13 protein-coding genes are annotated in these 16,499 nt (G+C 64.7%); 7 read left to right on the top strand and 6 right to left on the bottom strand.

Annotated elements, in window-relative coordinates:
- Nucleotides 1-340 precede the first annotated feature (340 nt).
- Both ABD231_RS12495 and ABD231_RS12490 read right to left on the bottom strand, forming a co-directional pair.
- A complete protein-coding gene (locus ABD231_RS12495; RefSeq protein WP_344149703.1) occupies nt 341-544 on the bottom strand; it encodes a hypothetical protein in 204 nt (67 codons plus the stop codon).
- Nucleotides 545-872: 328 nt separating this feature from the next.
- Nucleotides 873-7,439 (bottom strand): DNRLRE domain-containing protein, encoded by a 6,567-nt coding sequence (locus ABD231_RS12490; RefSeq protein ID WP_344149701.1) that lies wholly within the window; start codon nt 7,437-7,439, stop codon nt 873-875.
- A 435-nt stretch (nt 7,440-7,874) separates the two neighbouring features.
- On the opposite strand from ABD231_RS12490, the gene ABD231_RS12485 reads away from it, so the two are divergent.
- Genes ABD231_RS12485 through ABD231_RS12475 form a run of 3 tightly spaced genes read left to right on the top strand, consistent with a single transcriptional unit; the run spans nt 7,875 to nt 10,957 of the window.
- The gene (locus tag ABD231_RS12485; protein ID WP_344149699.1) at nt 7,875-8,735 is read left to right on the top strand and encodes a GDSL-type esterase/lipase family protein; all 861 of its coding nucleotides are present in this window, start codon (nt 7,875-7,877) and stop codon (nt 8,733-8,735) included.
- Nucleotides 8,735-10,546: a heparinase II/III domain-containing protein gene (locus ABD231_RS12480; protein ID WP_344149697.1), complete on the top strand. Its 1,812-nt coding sequence runs from the start codon at nt 8,735-8,737 to the stop codon at nt 10,544-10,546. The genes ABD231_RS12485 and ABD231_RS12480 overlap by 1 nt, the downstream gene beginning before the upstream one ends.
- 9 nt (nt 10,547-10,555) lie before the next feature.
- Nucleotides 10,556-10,957, top strand: a complete 402-nt coding sequence (locus ABD231_RS12475; protein WP_344149695.1) for a hypothetical protein — start codon at nt 10,556-10,558, stop codon at nt 10,955-10,957.
- On the opposite strand, the gene ABD231_RS12470 is transcribed toward ABD231_RS12475, so the two are convergent.
- Nucleotides 10,946-11,512 carry a mycothiol transferase gene (locus ABD231_RS12470; RefSeq protein WP_344149693.1) on the bottom strand — a complete coding sequence of 189 codons (567 nt, stop codon included), beginning with the start codon at nt 11,510-11,512 and terminating at the stop codon, nt 10,946-10,948. The two genes, ABD231_RS12475 and ABD231_RS12470, sit on opposite strands and share 12 nt — an antisense overlap.
- 313 nt (nt 11,513-11,825) lie before the next feature.
- Here ABD231_RS12470 and ABD231_RS12465 point away from each other — a divergent pair, with 313 nt between their 5' ends.
- On the top strand, nt 11,826-12,377 hold the full coding sequence (locus ABD231_RS12465; protein ID WP_344149691.1) for a hypothetical protein: 552 nt from the start codon (nt 11,826-11,828) through the stop codon (nt 12,375-12,377).
- Here ABD231_RS12465 and ABD231_RS12460 read toward each other — a convergent pair.
- Nucleotides 12,345-12,887, bottom strand: coding sequence for a hypothetical protein (locus ABD231_RS12460; protein WP_344149689.1), 543 nt, complete (start codon nt 12,885-12,887; stop codon nt 12,345-12,347). The genes ABD231_RS12465 and ABD231_RS12460 overlap by 33 nt on opposite strands.
- Nucleotides 12,888-12,999: 112 nt before the next feature.
- On the opposite strand from ABD231_RS12460, the gene ABD231_RS12455 reads away from it, so the two are divergent.
- Entirely contained in the window at nt 13,000-13,584 is a 585-nt protein-coding gene (locus tag ABD231_RS12455) for a TetR/AcrR family transcriptional regulator (RefSeq protein WP_344149687.1), read from the top strand.
- On the opposite strand, the gene ABD231_RS12450 is transcribed toward ABD231_RS12455, so the two are convergent.
- Nucleotides 13,581-14,021: a hypothetical protein gene (locus tag ABD231_RS12450; RefSeq protein ID WP_344149685.1), complete on the bottom strand. Its 441-nt coding sequence runs from the start codon at nt 14,019-14,021 to the stop codon at nt 13,581-13,583. The two genes, ABD231_RS12455 and ABD231_RS12450, sit on opposite strands and share 4 nt — an antisense overlap.
- 136 nt (nt 14,022-14,157) lie before the next feature.
- On the opposite strand from ABD231_RS12450, the gene glnII reads away from it, so the two are divergent.
- Both glnII and ABD231_RS12440 read left to right on the top strand, forming a co-directional pair.
- Nucleotides 14,158-15,177 (top strand): glutamine synthetase, encoded by a 1,020-nt coding sequence (gene glnII / locus ABD231_RS12445; RefSeq protein ID WP_344149683.1) that lies wholly within the window; start codon nt 14,158-14,160, stop codon nt 15,175-15,177.
- Between the two features lie 53 nt (nt 15,178-15,230).
- The gene (locus ABD231_RS12440) at nt 15,231-16,085 is read left to right on the top strand and encodes an alpha/beta fold hydrolase (protein ID WP_344149681.1); all 855 of its coding nucleotides are present in this window, start codon (nt 15,231-15,233) and stop codon (nt 16,083-16,085) included.
- On the opposite strand, the gene ABD231_RS12435 is transcribed toward ABD231_RS12440, so the two are convergent.
- Nucleotides 16,086-16,469: a winged helix-turn-helix transcriptional regulator gene (locus ABD231_RS12435; protein WP_344149679.1), complete on the bottom strand. Its 384-nt coding sequence runs from the start codon at nt 16,467-16,469 to the stop codon at nt 16,086-16,088.
- Nucleotides 16,470-16,499 lie beyond the last annotated feature (30 nt).

Genomic DNA, 16,499 nt, shown 5'->3' with positions numbered 1-16,499 from the left:
CAAGACTACGTGCTGACCGCGCATGACCGGCTAGGCAAGGCGATCGATCCGGAGGACTCGGCCAACAAGCAGTCGATTGACTATGCCCGAGTCAGCTAGTCGTTGTCAGCCGCACGGTCACCGGCACCGCAAGGCTGCGGCGTCGATCCCGGAACCACCATCAGCACCCGGCGGGAACTCCTGGAGGCGTGGATCACCCATGCCGGCACTCCGCAGACCAGGCTGAAACAGATACGTCAAGCCGGGGGCCGAAGACGAAGCAGGATCGCCGGTACGCCGATGGCCCGCCAGGCAAGATAGGCACTGCCACCGTGGACCGGGTCAAGGTCAACTCGGCACGCTACGCGTTCGGCCGATAGGGCTGGGAATCCACGACGCCGTTCCCGAACGAAACGGCGTACGGCATCCGGTTCGGCCCGGCGCGAGACACAGCGACCGCACGTCCATCACCTACCAGGCACGCGGCAGCGAGATCCTTGTCGACGCTGGCTACTCGAAGTGGTTGGCGTAACTCGGTGCTGGGAGCACGCAACGCACTGATCACCCGCCCACACCAACGGAAGAGATTCCTACAAAGCCCACTGGATCAGAATAGGTGATCCAGTGGGCTTTCAGCCGACAATGCCCGATTCAGACTCCGAATATGCTACTTCCTAATTTTCAGAGGACCCCACACCCTTAGTTGAATCTCAGCAAACAGGAATCCTGCCAGCAAAGCGGCGAGAATTGCCCACAGCGTGGTCCAAGAGAGGAGACTTCTATCAACGATCCGGAGAATAATGATAACCAGAACGAAGATAGAAGGGACAAATATGCGTGTGATCAAGCTATTTGACATGCGCTACTCCAAATGGATTGCTGGCGACTCGCCGCTACCACCACGACTTGTGTCCCCTAATCAGACCATAGCCGGTTCCGGCCAGACTGCCATACCAAAGCCCGTACCCGCCACCGGTCAACGCGCCCGGGCCACCTCCGAAAATCCCGCCACCGAGCGCACCGAAGAACCCGCCGGCCGCGCCTCCACGTAACCCGTAGAAGAACCCGCCCTTGAGGCGGCGCGCCGACCAATGCCCAAACCTCTTCCACTGTTTCCTCGACAGGAAGTACCGGCGACTCTTGTGCGCTTTCTTCGGGGAATACTTGCGCGGCGCATACTTGTACGGATAGTGAGGAAAATATACCTTTCCATACAAGGCGCTGCGCGGACTGTACCACCACTTCTTGAATCGAAGGCGCTTTGGCGTTTCACTCTCTTCGTAATAGCGCCGCTTGCCATCAAGATCAAAGCTGTTGATCGGATCGCTCGGGTAGGTGTATGCGTTAGCATTCCCGCCCCGTACCGGGTCGATCGAAGTGAATAGTCCAGTTGCCGGATTGTAAAGCCTGACGCCCATCAGTGTGAGCCCGGCCCCGGTGACAGCGCGTTGCTTGGCGCCGAGCCAGCCATAGTCGAGGGATCCCGTGTTCGCAGTTACGCCGACCCCAATGCCATATTCATCGTAGTTGTTCCAGCCAGCAATGGTGGTACCTACAGCAGATGAGGCCGGGAGAGCGACTGTAGCGACCAGGTCGCCGTGCGGATTGGCGATCATCAACGCTCCAGCGGGACCATTGATCGTCAGAGCCAGGTCACCGCCCACGAGTTTGGCGTAGCGCTCGGTCGATGCGCCAGAGGATACCCAAGTCGGATCATCTGAGGCGTCGGTGTAGTGCCGGACGGTCTGGCTGCTCCCCGCCCCATCGGTTACAGATTCCGTGGACCGACGGTCGAAGGCATCCAGCTCGAACGTTGTGATGATTCCAGCCTGAGTGATCGAGCGTGCCAGATCATTGCTGTAGTAGGCGAGGGCTACATCGCCGTCCGTCGACCGTGGCGCGTCGGCCGCCGGGATTTTCGTCGTGCGACCCAGCGCATCGTAGGCATAGGTGCCAGTTCCCCCGGCCCCTGTAACTGGGCGATCGGCGGTGTCAAAGGCTCTCGTCGCAGTCACTGAAGCAGTTGTTCCGCAGGATCCGTCCGCGGTGGCCTGCGCTGTCAACTTTGAGAGCCTGTTGTCGTTACGATCGAAGCCGTAAATTCGCGTCACACACGCTGGAACCTCTGCTGGGTCGTTGATGTCGACCCCAGCAGCGCCTGCGGTCCGATCGTTGACCTGAATTAGCCGGCTGACATTGTCGTAGCCGTAGCGACGATCATATGGCAGCGCCCCTCCTGTCGGCGTGGAAAAGGCAGCACCGTCGGGAGTCCACTCGTGGGTGACGTTACCCGCGATGTCGTTCTCCAAAGACCACGACAGCCAAGGACCGCTTGGATCGACAGTTGCAGAACCATCCTGGTTGATGGTTGTTACCTGGCCCGTATACCGGAGGCTGAGTGATTCACCAGCGTTGTCCGTATCGCTGTGCCGCGTCACACCACCCGGGAGCCTCTGAGTGGATATCGAGCCGTCGGAATCGTACGCACCAGCCGAACTCCAGGTCGACCCGGCAGCGGTGACATCGACCTTGGTCGCCAGACCGCGGCGTTCTTGTTGGCCCTCGGCGTCCGTTCCGTCATAGGTATAAGTGGTCGATCCGTTGGCATCCGTGACCTTTGCAACCGAGCCAGCGGAGTCGTAGATCGTCGCGGTCGCGGACTCACCTGACGGCTGGTATGAAGTCAGCCGGCCCCAGGTGTCGTAACCGCTGCTGATCGTCCCTGCCGTCGTGTTGTCCGCATTCCTTGCGGTTACCAGGGTCGCCAGACCGGTCGCCGCATCGTAGGTGGTGATCTTCTTGGTGTTCGGCGTCGAGCTGGACAGACCAGTGACAGTGGTGGCGGCGGACTCGACGCGGCCATCGGACAAGTATGTCGACGTGCTCGTTCGGGTCACCGGCCCGGATACTTCCGTGACATTCTTCGGAGACAGGAGATAGGTAAATGCAGAAGACGTTGTCGACGGCAACGTCGGTGTCGCACCCGAAGCTGCGGTTGGCTGGGCCGCAGGGTACGTCTTGCAGACCAACCCTGCCCACTGCGGCTTCCCGCCACACTCGGCGAACGTTGAGTTCGCGGCGGTGGTGTAGTAGACAGTCTTCGACGTACCGGCATCCGCGCCACTTGAGGCTGGCTGCCTGGTTTCGACGACGCGGCCCTCCACGTCATAACGAGTGACCTTCACGATGTCACCCGCGCTGTTGGTTCCGTCGAGGTCGGCGTCTGTGATCGTCTTACCTGCTTGACCGAGGGCCCAGCCATCAGAGTCGCCAGACACAGGCGCCGAGTAGTCGGTCAACGTCCGACCGGTGATCTCCAGGTCGATGCCTGCGCCCGGATCATGCGCGTATGAGGTTTCACTGGTCGTCAGGCGGTACGGCAGCGAGGTTTCCGGATTGATTCCTGCGTTCGGTGCGCCCTGGTCGTAAGTGGTGTGGGAGTGCGGGCGGATCCAGGCGATGGCGCCATCTTTCATCGTGGCGTAGCGACTCGGACCGTAGGTGTCGGTGATCAGGGTCCCGGCCGGGGTCAAAACCGCGTCTCCGACGGCGTTCTTGACGTCAGGGTTGTAGACGGTGACCGTGGCGAGCTGGTCAGCGGTAGCCCCGGCCGGCACGGCGTCGTCGATGATCGCGCGCAATGCGCGTTCGTCGAGTTCGCGAACAGTGTTGCCCTGTTCGTTGTAATCAGTCGAGGTGTGCTGCCAGGCGCCAGCCCCGAACTTGGCCGAGTTGACCGTGTAGCCGGCCGCGTCGGTGTACTGCAGGTCGGCGTACGGCCAGTCGGCTGCCGTCGGAGCACCGGAGACCGGGTGGTCAGGGCCGAAGACTGCGAAGCCGTGGGTCGGTGCGGATTTCTGGTTCCAACGGCCCACTGAAGTGGACGTCAGGTCCGGAAGCCCATCGCCTGCCAGCGGGACGTCGTACACGTACTTGCCGAGTGTCGCCGAACCACCGGTTGGGTCACCGTCAGGGCGCGCCCGGGTGACCGAATCGAGCTTTTGGAGCTGGTCTATGGCGACATAGTTCAATTGGAACGGCACCTGACCGGGCGGCTTGATGGTCGAAATATCGCCCGCAGAGGTGTAGGTGTACCCCGTCGAGAGGTTCGAGCGTGGATCGGTGACCTTGATCAATCGGGCGTCGCTATCGTAGCTGTAGGCAGCGACCTTGATCGAGTCCATGCCGGCCCCACCAGCCTTGTCCGGGTTGAAGATGTCCAACCAACCCTCGGTTAACCTGCTCTGCGAGTCGCCAATAGGCGCATACACGAACCGCAGTGCGCGGCAGCCAGGATTCATGCCAGCCAACGGCGCGGCCGCGTTGTAGGCCCCGCAGATCACGCCCGGAGCAGCCGGCGCGAGGATCCTAACGACCTGTCCGCTGCCGTTGTAGGAGTATGTCGTCTTGGCGGCGATCCCCGGCTCCGCCACCCCGGTCGCCCGAAAAAGGGTTGCCGCATCGGCAGCCAACGCCGCGTTCGGCGACCAAGTGGTCACGGTGCCGTCTTCTTCAAAGTACGACAGCACCGTGTTCGTGCCGGTACCAGTGACCGTCAGTCGGGAGCCGTCCTGCTCGGTGCCCTCCTCGACCGGAACCCAGTCGCCGGTCTCAAAGGCGGCAGTCGTCCGGCGATTGCCGGACGGAGACTCGTAGATGAGAGAACTACCGTCGTCGTCCACGAGTGCCAAAGTGCCATCCAGGCGGGTCGAGTCGACGACCTCCATGCCTGCGGCTCCGGCATCTGCACCATCAAACCGCGCGACCCAGCCTTGGCCGAACGCGCCCGTGATCTGGTTACTCGGCGACTCGTAAGTCATGTGCGAGCGAGAGATCGACAGCTCACCGGTGTACCCGGGAACGGTGATATCGGTCGCCGACATGTTGAACTCACCGGTCCACAGGGCTACCTGTCCCGGACCTGCTTCGGACGTCGGGAACCCATTACCGAAGGCATGCGGCAAACGCTGGACGGTGGTGTCAGGAGTCTGTGACCAGGTGCACTGCTCGGTTGAGCCGTACTTGAAGCAGACTTGGACATCGAGCTTCACCGGGACGCGGTTACTCAGCAGCGTCGGCTCGATGACTGCAGTGTTGGGATTCGCATCCAGATGGATGTCAGTCTCGGCCTTGAGCGTGTCCCAGAGGGTGTTGACCGTGACGCCACCGGCGCCATTGTCTGTGACTGGCAGTTCAGTTGAGTCGTTCCAGCCGATCAAATCATCCGAACCGCCGTACCCGGAGACGCGCCATCTCACCAGCGCAGTCACAGACGAGGCTGTGCCCTTGGGTGGCCCGGACGCAGTGATGCGGACATTGTCGGCGGTGGTGATCCGTGGATTCGCGGTCGGCGAGGTCAACGCAGATCCGCCCCACCCGAACTGGTACGACACGCTCGAAGACAGTTTGCCTGCCGGGGTTTCAGCCTGTGTTCGAATCAGGTGCAACCCGGCCTTGTCACGCGGGAAGGTCACTGTGTATTTCGCGACCGCCGGGTCGCTGGACGGCGTGATCTTCACCTGGCCTTCTGCGCCATCACCAGTCGCCGGCGGACGCTTACCGTCAATGATCAGCCGAAGGTACCCAGGGGCGTTGTAACCGATTCCAGTCGCGGTGACTGTGCAACTGATGTCGGCAGCAGGTGCGGAATCCTGCCACGAATTGTTCGCATACGGCGCCGGGCACGACACCACCGGCGGCGCGGGCGTAGCCGTGCCGGTCCGCAGCCGCTGGTTGAAGCTAACCCAAGGCCCGTCTACCCGGCCGTCGTTCGCCTTAGCTCGGATATACAGCTGCGTGTTGTCTGGCAGATCCGTAGCTGGACTACACCCGGCGACGTTGGCCGACGGAACGACCGCAGACGTACAGGTACCCTTCACACTGAACGTAGAGCCTGCGCCGGTGTAGAACTCGAAGATGTACTTGACCGTGTTGCCGTCCGGGTCTGTGGCCTTGGTCTTTACCATCGGCCGCAAGGATCCCGAGTACAGTGTCGAAGCGGATTCGCCTGGTGCCGCGTAGGCCACGGCATTCGTTGGCTCCACGATCGCCGGCGCGTTCGGGGGCCGGTTCCACGTGAAAGACACGAACGGGTCAGTCAATGACTCGCTCGACCCGAATCGCTTCCACGCAGCGGGATCCGACTCGTTCGCCGCCTTCAGCGCGATGCCGGCGGTAGCGTATGACGCCGAGGACCATGTCTTCGCCAGCGGCGTCAGATTGATCCCGATCCGGCCAGCTGCACACGAACTCGAGAAACCCTTGGCCGCCGTGGCCGAGCCCGATATTGTCGCGCTCGTGACAGGCTGCGCCGACCAACGTGTCGATGTCGACGCCGGGTCGGCCGAATGCAGGTTCACGGTCGTCGGCGTACACGTCGTGGCACCAGTCTGATATAGCGACAAATAGGCGTCCACGACGTCCTTGCCTGCGAAAGGCGCCGTCGGGAAGTTGAAGAACGTCCGCTCCTGGTGTGTCCCTTCCTTACCAACCCGCAGATCAGCCGCGGTCGAGACGTCCGCCTCCAGCGAGGTGCTGACATAAGTGTCGAAACTCGGCAGGACCGACTCCGTCACGTACGTCGGGTCGACTGTCACTGGGAAGATCCGCGTGGCATCCATAAACCACTTTGCGTCCGGCGCGACTACAAGAGTTGCTTTGCCCGGCGACACCTGCTCGACCGACACCTTCACGATCGTCTTACTGACGGGCTCGCCCGTCACAGGCTCCTTGGCCGAATCCCACATGTACGCGACGGGAATGCGCGCCTGAACGACGCCCTTCGCGTCGGCGAACTCGATCGCCCCACCCTTGCCCGCACGGGCGGTCAGCCCCTTGGTGCGCAGGGGAAAACGCCACACCGGCGCTGACGTCGGGCGACTCTTCACAACGAGGTCGGTCTCGAAGCCATTGCGGCGCGCATCTACAGTCAGATCCACCCCCGGCTGCACGTCAGCGTACGTCGCCTTCGTCGCCGCGATCGTCGGCTCCGGCAGTCTCCAAGGCGCGATCCACTCCATCTGACGGCCGCTCCCCGCGGACGCCGTGGCGAAGATCCCTCCTGTCGTCGCGGAGCGCTTGCCCAGACGCAGACCGAGCTTGTGTCCCTTCGGCGCGACCGTCCCGTCCTGACGTTTAGCCAGCTCAAGGTTGATCGAACGCCACTGCCCAGACGCATTCCTGTATCGAACCGGTGCCATGTGGGCCTCAGTCGTCAACGTGCCATCCGGATTCGCCCACGTCGTCGCAGTCTCTGTCCGCATGGACTCGACCTCGACCTTGGACCCCTGCGAGCGCGCGGTTAGGACCGCCGACACCAGGTCAGGCCGCGACGGCACCTTCGCCACGGCCGATGGTGGATCAGTTGCCAGCGCCGCCTGCGCCGGCTGTCGGGCCTCCAGAGCGGTGGCCAGCAAGGCAAACCCTGCGAGGGCGGCTACAGCTCTTCGCAATCGCTGCACGCGGACACGCTGAGTACGATTCAGATCAAACACGGAAGACCCCCGTCTCTCGCCGGCCGAGGGACGGACTCCGACGATGGGACGATCGTCGAGCCGGGCCAGCGCTCGCTACATCGGGTGTACTCAAATCGCCGTTACTAGATTTGCAGGAACATGCAGAAACCATTGACAAGCTCGATGAGGAGTGCACAGCAGTGCGAGCGGGCCAAGCAACACCACTCCGCATCCAATCCCGTTGGTCTGCCGCTGGTGCGGCTGTCCTGAGCTCGTGGGGCTGTCCTGATTCTTTCCCCGCCCCGCCACCCCGGTCTGGTAGACGCTCTGGCGGGGTAAGTTAGGGCGGTCGGGAGCTGAGCTGTGGAGGGCGGGTTGAGTCGTCGGGATGCGGGCCGTGAGCTGTTTGTCGGTCCGTGGAGGCTCATTACCGGGCGGTGGATGGCGCTCAGTGGGGCGCTGACTGCGGTAGCGCTGGTTGGCGGTACGGCGGTCGCGGTGGTGAACGCGGCTGCTGAAGTGGAGCAGCCACTGGTCAATGTGGCGGCCTCTGGGTCATCCACGCAGGACGACCGGACACCTACGCCCCCGCCGGTGAAGCCTAAGCCGACCCCGGCACCTGCGACGAAGACGACTGCCGTGCCACCGGTGCCTCGGCCGACTCCGCCTGGGCGCTCTGGATCTGGGCGGCTCGGGTCGTGGGAGAACTTGAGCCGGCGGATCTCCAGTGTCGCGAAGATCCGGGCGACGGTTCGCGGTGACGGGGTGTTCATGTTCGGCGACAGCATCGCCGTACAGGATGGGCCGGCGCTGGAGCAGCTGGTGGCGGCACAGACCGGTACGCCGGTTGCCGTGCACGACTGGTCGGGGCAGCCGGCGTCCGCGGCGGTGGATGCGCTGGCGGACTGGTCCCGGAAGTACGGGCTGCCGGACCGGATCGTGATGGCGGTCGGGACCAACGACATCTTCGCGCCGGCGGCGTTCGCGACCGAGGTCGAGCAGGCGATGAAGATCGCCGGGCCGAAGCGGACGGTGTACTGGGTGAACGTGCACGCGAACCGGGTCGGGCTCTCCGCGGCTGTGGCGTCGGCCGATCGGGCCAACAGCGCAGTGATCAACGCAGCGCTCAACCGGGCGGCTGCACGGCACCCGAACCTGCATGTGGTGCGGTGGGCGGAGTTCCTCAAAGCGCGGTCTGGTCAGGTCTCGAAGTACCTGCGCGACGGGATCCACACCACGCAACCGGTTGGGCAGCGAGCCCGGAACGCGTTGATCGCGCAGGCCCTGGGAAGCGCGGAGTAGTGCCCGCCGCCCTACGCGCGCGTCATGCGGCTGTGGTGGTGGCTGCTGCGGTCGTGATCGGGTCGGTGGCGGTTCCGGACCGGGTCTCCGAGCCGTCCGCGCGGCCTGTGCAGGCGGATGTCCCGCAAGCGGCTCCGGTCGCTCCGGTTCAGCGCAACAGCTACACCTGTGCGACGTACTCCGGGATCGAGCGACCGAACCCAGTGCGGAACCTGTACCGCGACACGTTCGCTTGGGGCACCACACCGCCGTACCGGGTCGGTGATGGGCGTGGCGATGTGAACTGGCGGCTCAACCCAGCTGACAACCCCAGCTGGTACATGTGGCTGCATTCGCTGCGCTGGCTGGGACAGGGGATTCGGGCGGCAGGTAAGGGCGACCGGCGTGCACTGCAACGCGTTGACGCGATTGCGCGCGACTGGGTGCGCGACAACCCCTACCCGTGGCAGAACGACGCAGGTGCGACGGAATCGACCATGCACCGGACGAACGTGCTCATCTGCTTGCGACAGGCGGTGTTGTCGGGACTGCACGTCACGCGGCTGCCACCGGCGTACAGGTGGATCGACACCGCGTTGCTGCAGCATGCGCAGTACCTGCAGCGGAACTGGAGTGGTGACTGGAACCATGGCACCGAGGAGAGCCTCGCGCTGTTCGGAGTCGGTTGCACGCTGGGACGTGCGGATCTGAAGCGGACTGCGGCTGACCGACTCGCCACTGGGATCAAGACCGCGATCGATCCGCAGGGGTCGACGAACGAACAGTCGACGGCTTATGCGCAGTACAACTACTCGCTCTGGGGACGGGCGATCGACGTACTGGGGAAGTGTGGTGTCGACGCCAGTCCGACGATCAGAGAGCGACGGGAACAGCAGGCGAACTGGCTGGCGCTGGCGACCAATTCACTCGGAGAACTGCATCAGCTCGGGGACTCCGAGGTTGTGCGGACAGTGCCGGTTGCTGGCACACCACTCGAGTACGCCGGTACGTCGGGGAAGCGTGGGACTGCGCCTACTCAGCGGGTCGGGGTCTTTGCGGCTGGGTACGTGTTCGGGCGAACCGGGTGGGGTACGCAACGGCCTTTTGCGCAGGAGTCGACGTACAGCATCCGCTTCGGGCGAGTGCGTCGACTGCATGGGCATGACGACCACATGTCGCTCACGTACACGTCGTTGGGGCGTGAGGTGCTGGTCGACGGTGGACATGCCGGTTACAAGGGCGATGCGTGGCAGCGGTGGGCCAGGGGTCAGTCTGCGCACAATGTGATGACTGTGTCGGGTGCTGGGGCGTCGGCGACGCGGTTGACGCGGGCGGACGTGCAGTCCGAGTTCTACGAACTGCGTGATGCGGGGCGGACGCGCGGCGTACTGGTGCTGAAGGATCCGGATCTGATGGTGGTGCTGGACCGCGGTACGTCTTCGGTGCGGCGTGAGTACGAGACGCTGTGGCATTTGCCTGCTGGGCAGAAGGTCACGCCGTACGGCGCTGGCTCGGTCGTGGCGCAGCGGACTGGGGACACCGTGAAGACGGTCCTGCTGCAGGTCCCGTACGGCGAACCGACGACGCGGCCTCGGGTGTCGTCGAGCTGGCAGTACCGGACGATCGACAAGCGCAGCGCGTCACCTGTTGTGGGGTTCGAGCGGTCGGGGCGGACTGCTTCGATTTTGTCGGTGATCGTGCCTGCTCGGGCCGGTGCAGCCGTCAGCTACACCACGAGCCGGCGGGGTGGTCAGACGCTGCTCCACCTGCAGGTTGGAGCAGCGCGGGCGACCGTGGCTATTTCACCTGACGGGACGCTGAGGCGCGCCTAGGCTGGTCGGATGCGAAAGGTCGGGTTCGAGCTGCGGCCGCGGGAGGGCGGCGGTACTGAATTCGTGCCTCTGGTGAACGGCGTCAGCCTGATCGACCTGATCGCCCGCTACGAGCGCGGTGAGGGGCTCGATCCGGCCGGCGTGTACTCCGGTCTGGTGCTGGACGCTGCTGCGTTCGGCAGCCTCCGTAAGTACCTGCTCGGTGCGCCCAGCACGCAGTACGCGCTGCTCGGTTGTATCTGCGGTGACACGGGTTGCTGGCCGCTGCAGGCGCGAATCCACGCAGACGCCGACACCGTCACCTGGGACAGCTTCCACCAGCCGCACCGACCGGAGCGGGACTACAGCGGCTTCGGTCCGTTCGTCTTCGACCGGCCCCAGTACGACAAGGCCCTGCAGCTACTGAACTGACACAGTCGGCCGCCAACCAGCAGGCGGGTCCTCACCGGTTCGTCCGTCGACCGCCTCCCGGATCAGATCCGCATGCCCGGTGTGACGCCCGTACTCCTCGACCAGATCGCACAACAGCCGCCGCAAACTCGGATGCCGCCCGTCCGGCCAAGCGATGTGCGCAGGCAGGTCCAGACCACCCTCAGCCAACGCCGCAGCCACCCGCTCCCGCGAACGCTCCACAGCGCCGTCCCACAACGCGTACAACTCCTCCGGCGAGTCATCCACCGCAGAGTTGAACTCCCAGTCGTTGTCGTCCCGCCACCCGTTCTCAGTCCACGGCTCTCCGATCGGCAACCCCCGCAACTTCACGTTGAACATGTAGTCCTCATTGGCCGCCAAATGCTTCAGCAACCCACCCAACGTCACACTCGAAGCCCCGATCCGCACCTGCAACCCAGCCGAATCCAGCCCATCAACCTTCCACCGAAACGTCACCCGCAACCGCTCCAACGCCCCCAGCAACTGCTCAACCTCACTCCCCGCCAACGGCGGTTCCCACCAGTAATCACTCATGCCAAAACCGTAAACCCAATACCGGACACTCCCCTTCCGGAATCGATCCACGAGAAGGTAGAGGCATGACAGTGCGACGGCATGGCGGAGTGATGGCCACGTACAACGGACAGGCAGCCCTCCTCACCCATCCACGCTTCACCGGGTTCTGACGATGCGTGCGCTGGGGGCTGGACTGCTTGCTCTGTTGGGGCTTCCTCGGGTGCCTGAGGCGGCAGGGCTGTCTGCTGCAGCTCGTGAGGCGTTTGAGGACTTTACGAGGGCGCATGTCGATCCGCCTGGTACGTCGGATCGGGTGGAGCCGCCGGGGCGGGTGACGGACTACCTGTGGTGGTTGGCGGTCAATCGTGAGGTGCTGTTTCATGGGAGTCCGCGGGAGGACCTGCGGGAGCTGCGGACTGACCGGGAGACCGGGGACAGTACGGCGTACGGGCGTCAGCAGGCGGTGTTTGCGACGGATGATCCGGTGTGGGCGATGTGGTTCGCGCTCATGCCTCGTGGAGAGGACCTTCGGTCTACGCGGAACGGGGTGTGGTCCGTGCGGGTCGATAGTCGGAGCAGGTACTTCTTCTCGGTGGATAGTGATCTGCCGGATGGTGAGCTGCTGACCGACGGCTGGATGTACGTCCTGCCGCGTCACGGGTTCACGCGCGAGCCTGCACTGGCCCGGGTGCTGCAGTCTGGGCAGTGGGTTAGCCCGGACCCCGTTCGTCCGCTGGCTCACTTCGCGGTCACGCCGGCTGACTTCCCATTGGCCGCGGTGGTCGGCCGCCATACCGAGGGCGACTCCATGCTCAAGACCTTGCGTGCCGCCCGTACGGCGTTCCGTCGCTCAACGCGCGGCTCGGCCCAGGCGGAGGGCTGAGATGAGGAAGAAGATTCCGCCGAGTACGGCGTAGCCGGCGATGTTGGTCAGGGTCGGGCTGGCGGCGGAGGCACCGGCGATGAACGAGGCGCCGGCCAGGACGGAGAGGCCGCCGCTGAGGATCATCGGCCACTGACCGCCGAGCTTGCGGCGGCCGAGGCCGACGACCAGCTGGACGAGGCCGGAGGTCACGGCCCAGACACCCCACACACGCAGGACAGTCGGTACGCCGGACGGTCCCGCGAAGGCCAGCGCGATCGCGGCCAGTGAGCTGATCGCGATGTTCACGTAGAGCCCGCGGGTAGCGCGGGAGGAACGGGAGTCGACGATCGCGGCGCCGACGTCGAACAGCGGGTAGACGACGAGCAGCGCGATCCCGACCGGTCCGAGGCGGGAGTGGGAGGCGAACATCAGCACCGCCCAGACGATCGCGAAGGCGAACCGGACGAAGTACAACCGGCGCAGGGTGCTGGCGAGGTCGCTGGACGTGGTGTCGATGGTGGTGGTCACGGTGAGCCCTTCAAGGAAGTAGACCGAACGTTCTATCTCGAAGCCAGCATGGCAAGCGAGTCACCCCCTGTCAAGACAGAACGTTCTACCTAGACCTGCTACGCTCGGACGAATGGTGCAGACATCCACAGGCCGGGTTTCCGAGGCGCGCTCGCGACTCCTCGAGACGGCGACGCGCATCTTCTACACGGAGGGCATCCACGCGGTCGGAATCGACCGGATCGTCGCCGAAGCCAAGGTGACGCGGGCGACCCTCTACCGGCACTTCCCCAGCAAGGAAGAGCTGGTCGTCGCCTACCTGCAGGCCGTCAGCCAGCTGGACCGCGCGCAGATCGACGACGCCGTCACCAGCGGCCAACCGCCGACCGAGATCGTGCGAACCGTCGCGAAGTCGATCACCGACGGCATCACCTCCGGCCACTTCCGCGGTTGTGCCTTCCTGAACGCCGTCGCGGAGTACCCCGACGCAGAACACCCAGTCCACAAAGCAGTTCTGGCCCACCGCGAGTGGTTCGCCGACACGATCACCAGCCTGTTCGCCCAGATCGGCGACACGCCACCCGAGCCCGCCGCCCGCCACTTCGTCATGCTCCGCGACGGCGCCATGGCCGCCGGCTGCCTCACCAACCCAACCCAAGTCGGCGAGACCTTCCTCCGCGGAGTCGAAGGCCTCCTCGACTTCCGCACCAACGCCTAGACGCAGACCCAGCAATAAAGACGGTTGCCGTCGGTACGGCGTGCCAATGCGGCCAGGTCGACCAGGACGTCGGCGAGTACGTCGGGATCCGCCGTACCCCAGAACTCCTCAGTCTCCGACCACGGCACGGCAACCCGCTGGAGGTCCTCACCACTCGCCTGCGCGAGAGCCGTCGCCAGCGAGTCCGTGATGGTCAGCACCAGCCGCTCACCATTCCCCCGCACCGCCACGGCATGCCCACTCCGCGGGTCGTTGGCAACTTCGTCGTACGGGCGATTGGTCAGCAGCGCCTCAAGCGTGCCGAGCTGTACGACGGGTTCGATGCCGTTGACCGACAACGTGTCCATCTCCAAGGACCCCGGACCGCCGACGAGGTCGATGACGGCGGCGGCTTCCGCGTCGGATTTCGCGGCGAAGTACTCGAACAGGACACCCATGCCGAGCATCCTGCCCGGAGGCCGGTTCACACGGCGTTCACAGACGAGCAACAGGTCCGAAACAGCTCGTTGACACTGTCGATGGTGGCCGGTTCAGGAACACCTGAGGGGACGGCCGCGACGAAGGGACGGACGGTTGAGTTACAAGGCCGAGTACATCTGGATCGACGGCACCGAGCCGAGCGCGCGGCTCCGCTCCAAGACGAAGATTCTCGCTGACGGCGCCGCACTGCCGGACTGGGGATTCGACGGTTCGAGCACCAACCAGGCACCTGGTGACAACTCGGACTGCGTGCTCAAGCCGGTCTTCTCCTGCCCGGACCCGATCCGCGGCGGTGACCACAAGCTGGTGCTGTGCGAGGTCTACCTCGTCGACGGCACCCCGCACCCGTCCAACAACCGCGCCGCACTGCTGCCGATCGCCACTCAGTACGCCGAGCAGGATTCCTGGTTCGGTATCGAGCAGGAGTACACCTTCTTCCAGGAAGGCCGTCCGCTCGGCTTCCCGGCCGTCGGTTTCCCCGCCCCGCAGGGCCCGTACTACTGCGGCGTCGGCGCCGATGAGGTCTTCGGGCGCGAGATCGTCGAGAAGCACCTGGACGCCTGCATCGAGGCCGGCCTGGCGATCTCCGGTATCAACGCCGAGGTCATGCCCGGTCAGTGGGAGTTCCAGATCGGCCCGGCCGGTCCGGTCGACGTCGCCGACCACCTGTGGGTCGCGCGTTGGCTGCTCTACCGCATCGCCGAGGAGTACGACGTCGCCGCCACCCTGGACGCGAAGCCGGCCAAGGGTGACTGGAACGGCGCCGGTGCGCACACCAACTTCTCGACCCGCGCGATGCGCGAGGGCTACGACGCGATCATCACCGCCTGCGAGTCGCTCGGCGCTCCCGGCAAGGTCGACGAGCACATCCTCGGCTACGGGCACGGCATCGAGGAGCGCCTGACCGGCGCCCACGAGACCGCCCCGCACGACGTCTTCAGCTACGGCGTCTCCGACCGCGGCGCCTCGGTCCGCATCCCGTGGCAGGTGGAGGTCGACAAGAAGGGCTACATCGAAGACCGCCGCCCCAACGCCAACATCGACCCCTACACGGTCACCCGCCTGCTGGTGAACACCTGCTGCGAAGCGCTCGAAAAGGCCGGCCAGGTCTGACCTTCGCCGTACGGCGTCCGTTCAAGAACGGAGAATCTGGGTACGCCGCAGTGATGACTGTGGCGTACCGAACGATCGAGGTGGACGGGGTCCGCGTCTTCTATCGCGAGGCCGGACCCCCGGACGCGCCCGTGCTGTTGCTGCCGCACGGGTATCCGTCGTCGTCCTTCCAGTACCGCGCTCTGCTGCCGGCCCTCGCCGATCGTTGGCGGGTGATCGCCCCGGACTTCCCCGGCTTCGGCTACAGCGAGGCCCCAGACGACTTCGACTACAGCTTCGCCGGCTACGCGACGCTCCTGGACGCCTTCCTCGGCGAACTGGGCATAGACCGATTCGTCCTCTACCTGTTCGACTACGGTTCGCAGGTCGGCTTTCAGTTGGCACTGAAGGATCCGGACCGCATCACCGCGTTGATCATCCAGAACGGCGATGCCTACGAGGAAACGCTCGGTCCGAAGTACGAGCCGCTGAAGGAATACTGGGCTTCGCCGACCGACGAACGCCGTACAGAACTGGCGAAGGCGGTCAGCGCCGAGGGCCTGCGTGCCGAGGTACTCGGCGAGGTTCCGCCCGAGACGGCCGAGCGGATCAGTCCGGACCTGTGGCAACTGTCGTGGCCGCTGATGCAGCCGCACCGAGACATCATGGTCGGCTTCTTCCTCGAGATCCTCTCGAGCGTCCGCCTGTATCCGCAGTACCAGGCCTACCTTCGCGAGCATCAGCCGCCGACCCTCATCGTCTGGGGTCCCGAGGACGGCTACATGCCGGCTGAGTCAGCACATGCCTACCTCGCCGACCTCCCGAACGCCGAGCTGCACCTGTTCGGCGGCGGTGGCCACTGGCTCCTGGAGAGCCACTTGGACGAGGTCGTCCCGCTGATCCGCACGTTTCTCGCCCGCGTCACGTGATCAGGGGCGGCGATGAGCTGGCTCGTGGGTGTCGTAGTGCTGGCGGGCCTCCGCGACCTTGTCCAGGTTGGGCGACCACTCGGACAGTGACTGGAACAGCGGCGCGAGGCTGCGGCCGAGGTCGCTGATCTCGTACTCGACGCGCGGCGGAACCTCCGGGTAGTACGTCCGCACGATCAGCCCGTCCCGCTCCAACTGACGCAGCCGCTGGGTCAGCACCTTCGCCGTGATCACCCCGATCCGCCGCTCGAGCTCGACGAAGCGATGCTTGCCGAACTCGTTGAGCGTCCACAGGATCGGCGTCGTCCAGCGGCTGAACACCACGTCGATCACCGGCGCGATCGGGCAGGCCTGCACCGGATCAACCTTTGTGTCCTCGGTCACAACAACCCCCTTTCGCCAGTACTTTCCCCT

Source organism: Kribbella yunnanensis (assembly GCF_039529655.1).
Taxonomy (GTDB): domain Bacteria; phylum Actinomycetota; class Actinomycetes; order Propionibacteriales; family Kribbellaceae; genus Kribbella; species Kribbella yunnanensis.
Note: the sequence above shows the minus strand (reverse complement) of the source record. Positions and strands in the feature narration are given on the sequence as shown.

Coding starts and splice junctions, on each gene's coding strand:
- ABD231_RS12485 (WP_344149699.1), top strand. CDS start 7,875: ATGGCGCTCAGTGGGGCGCTGACTGCGGTAGCGCTGGTTGGCGGTACG.
- ABD231_RS12475 (WP_344149695.1), top strand. CDS start 10,556: ATGCGAAAGGTCGGGTTCGAGCTGCGGCCGCGGGAGGGCGGCGGTACT.
- ABD231_RS12470 (WP_344149693.1), bottom strand. CDS start 11,512: ATGAGTGATTACTGGTGGGAACCGCCGTTGGCGGGGAGTGAGGTTGAG.
- ABD231_RS12455 (WP_344149687.1), top strand. CDS start 13,000: ATGGTGCAGACATCCACAGGCCGGGTTTCCGAGGCGCGCTCGCGACTC.
- ABD231_RS12450 (WP_344149685.1), bottom strand. CDS start 14,021: ATGGGTGTCCTGTTCGAGTACTTCGCCGCGAAATCCGACGCGGAAGCC.
- ABD231_RS12440 (WP_344149681.1), top strand. CDS start 15,231: ATGACTGTGGCGTACCGAACGATCGAGGTGGACGGGGTCCGCGTCTTC.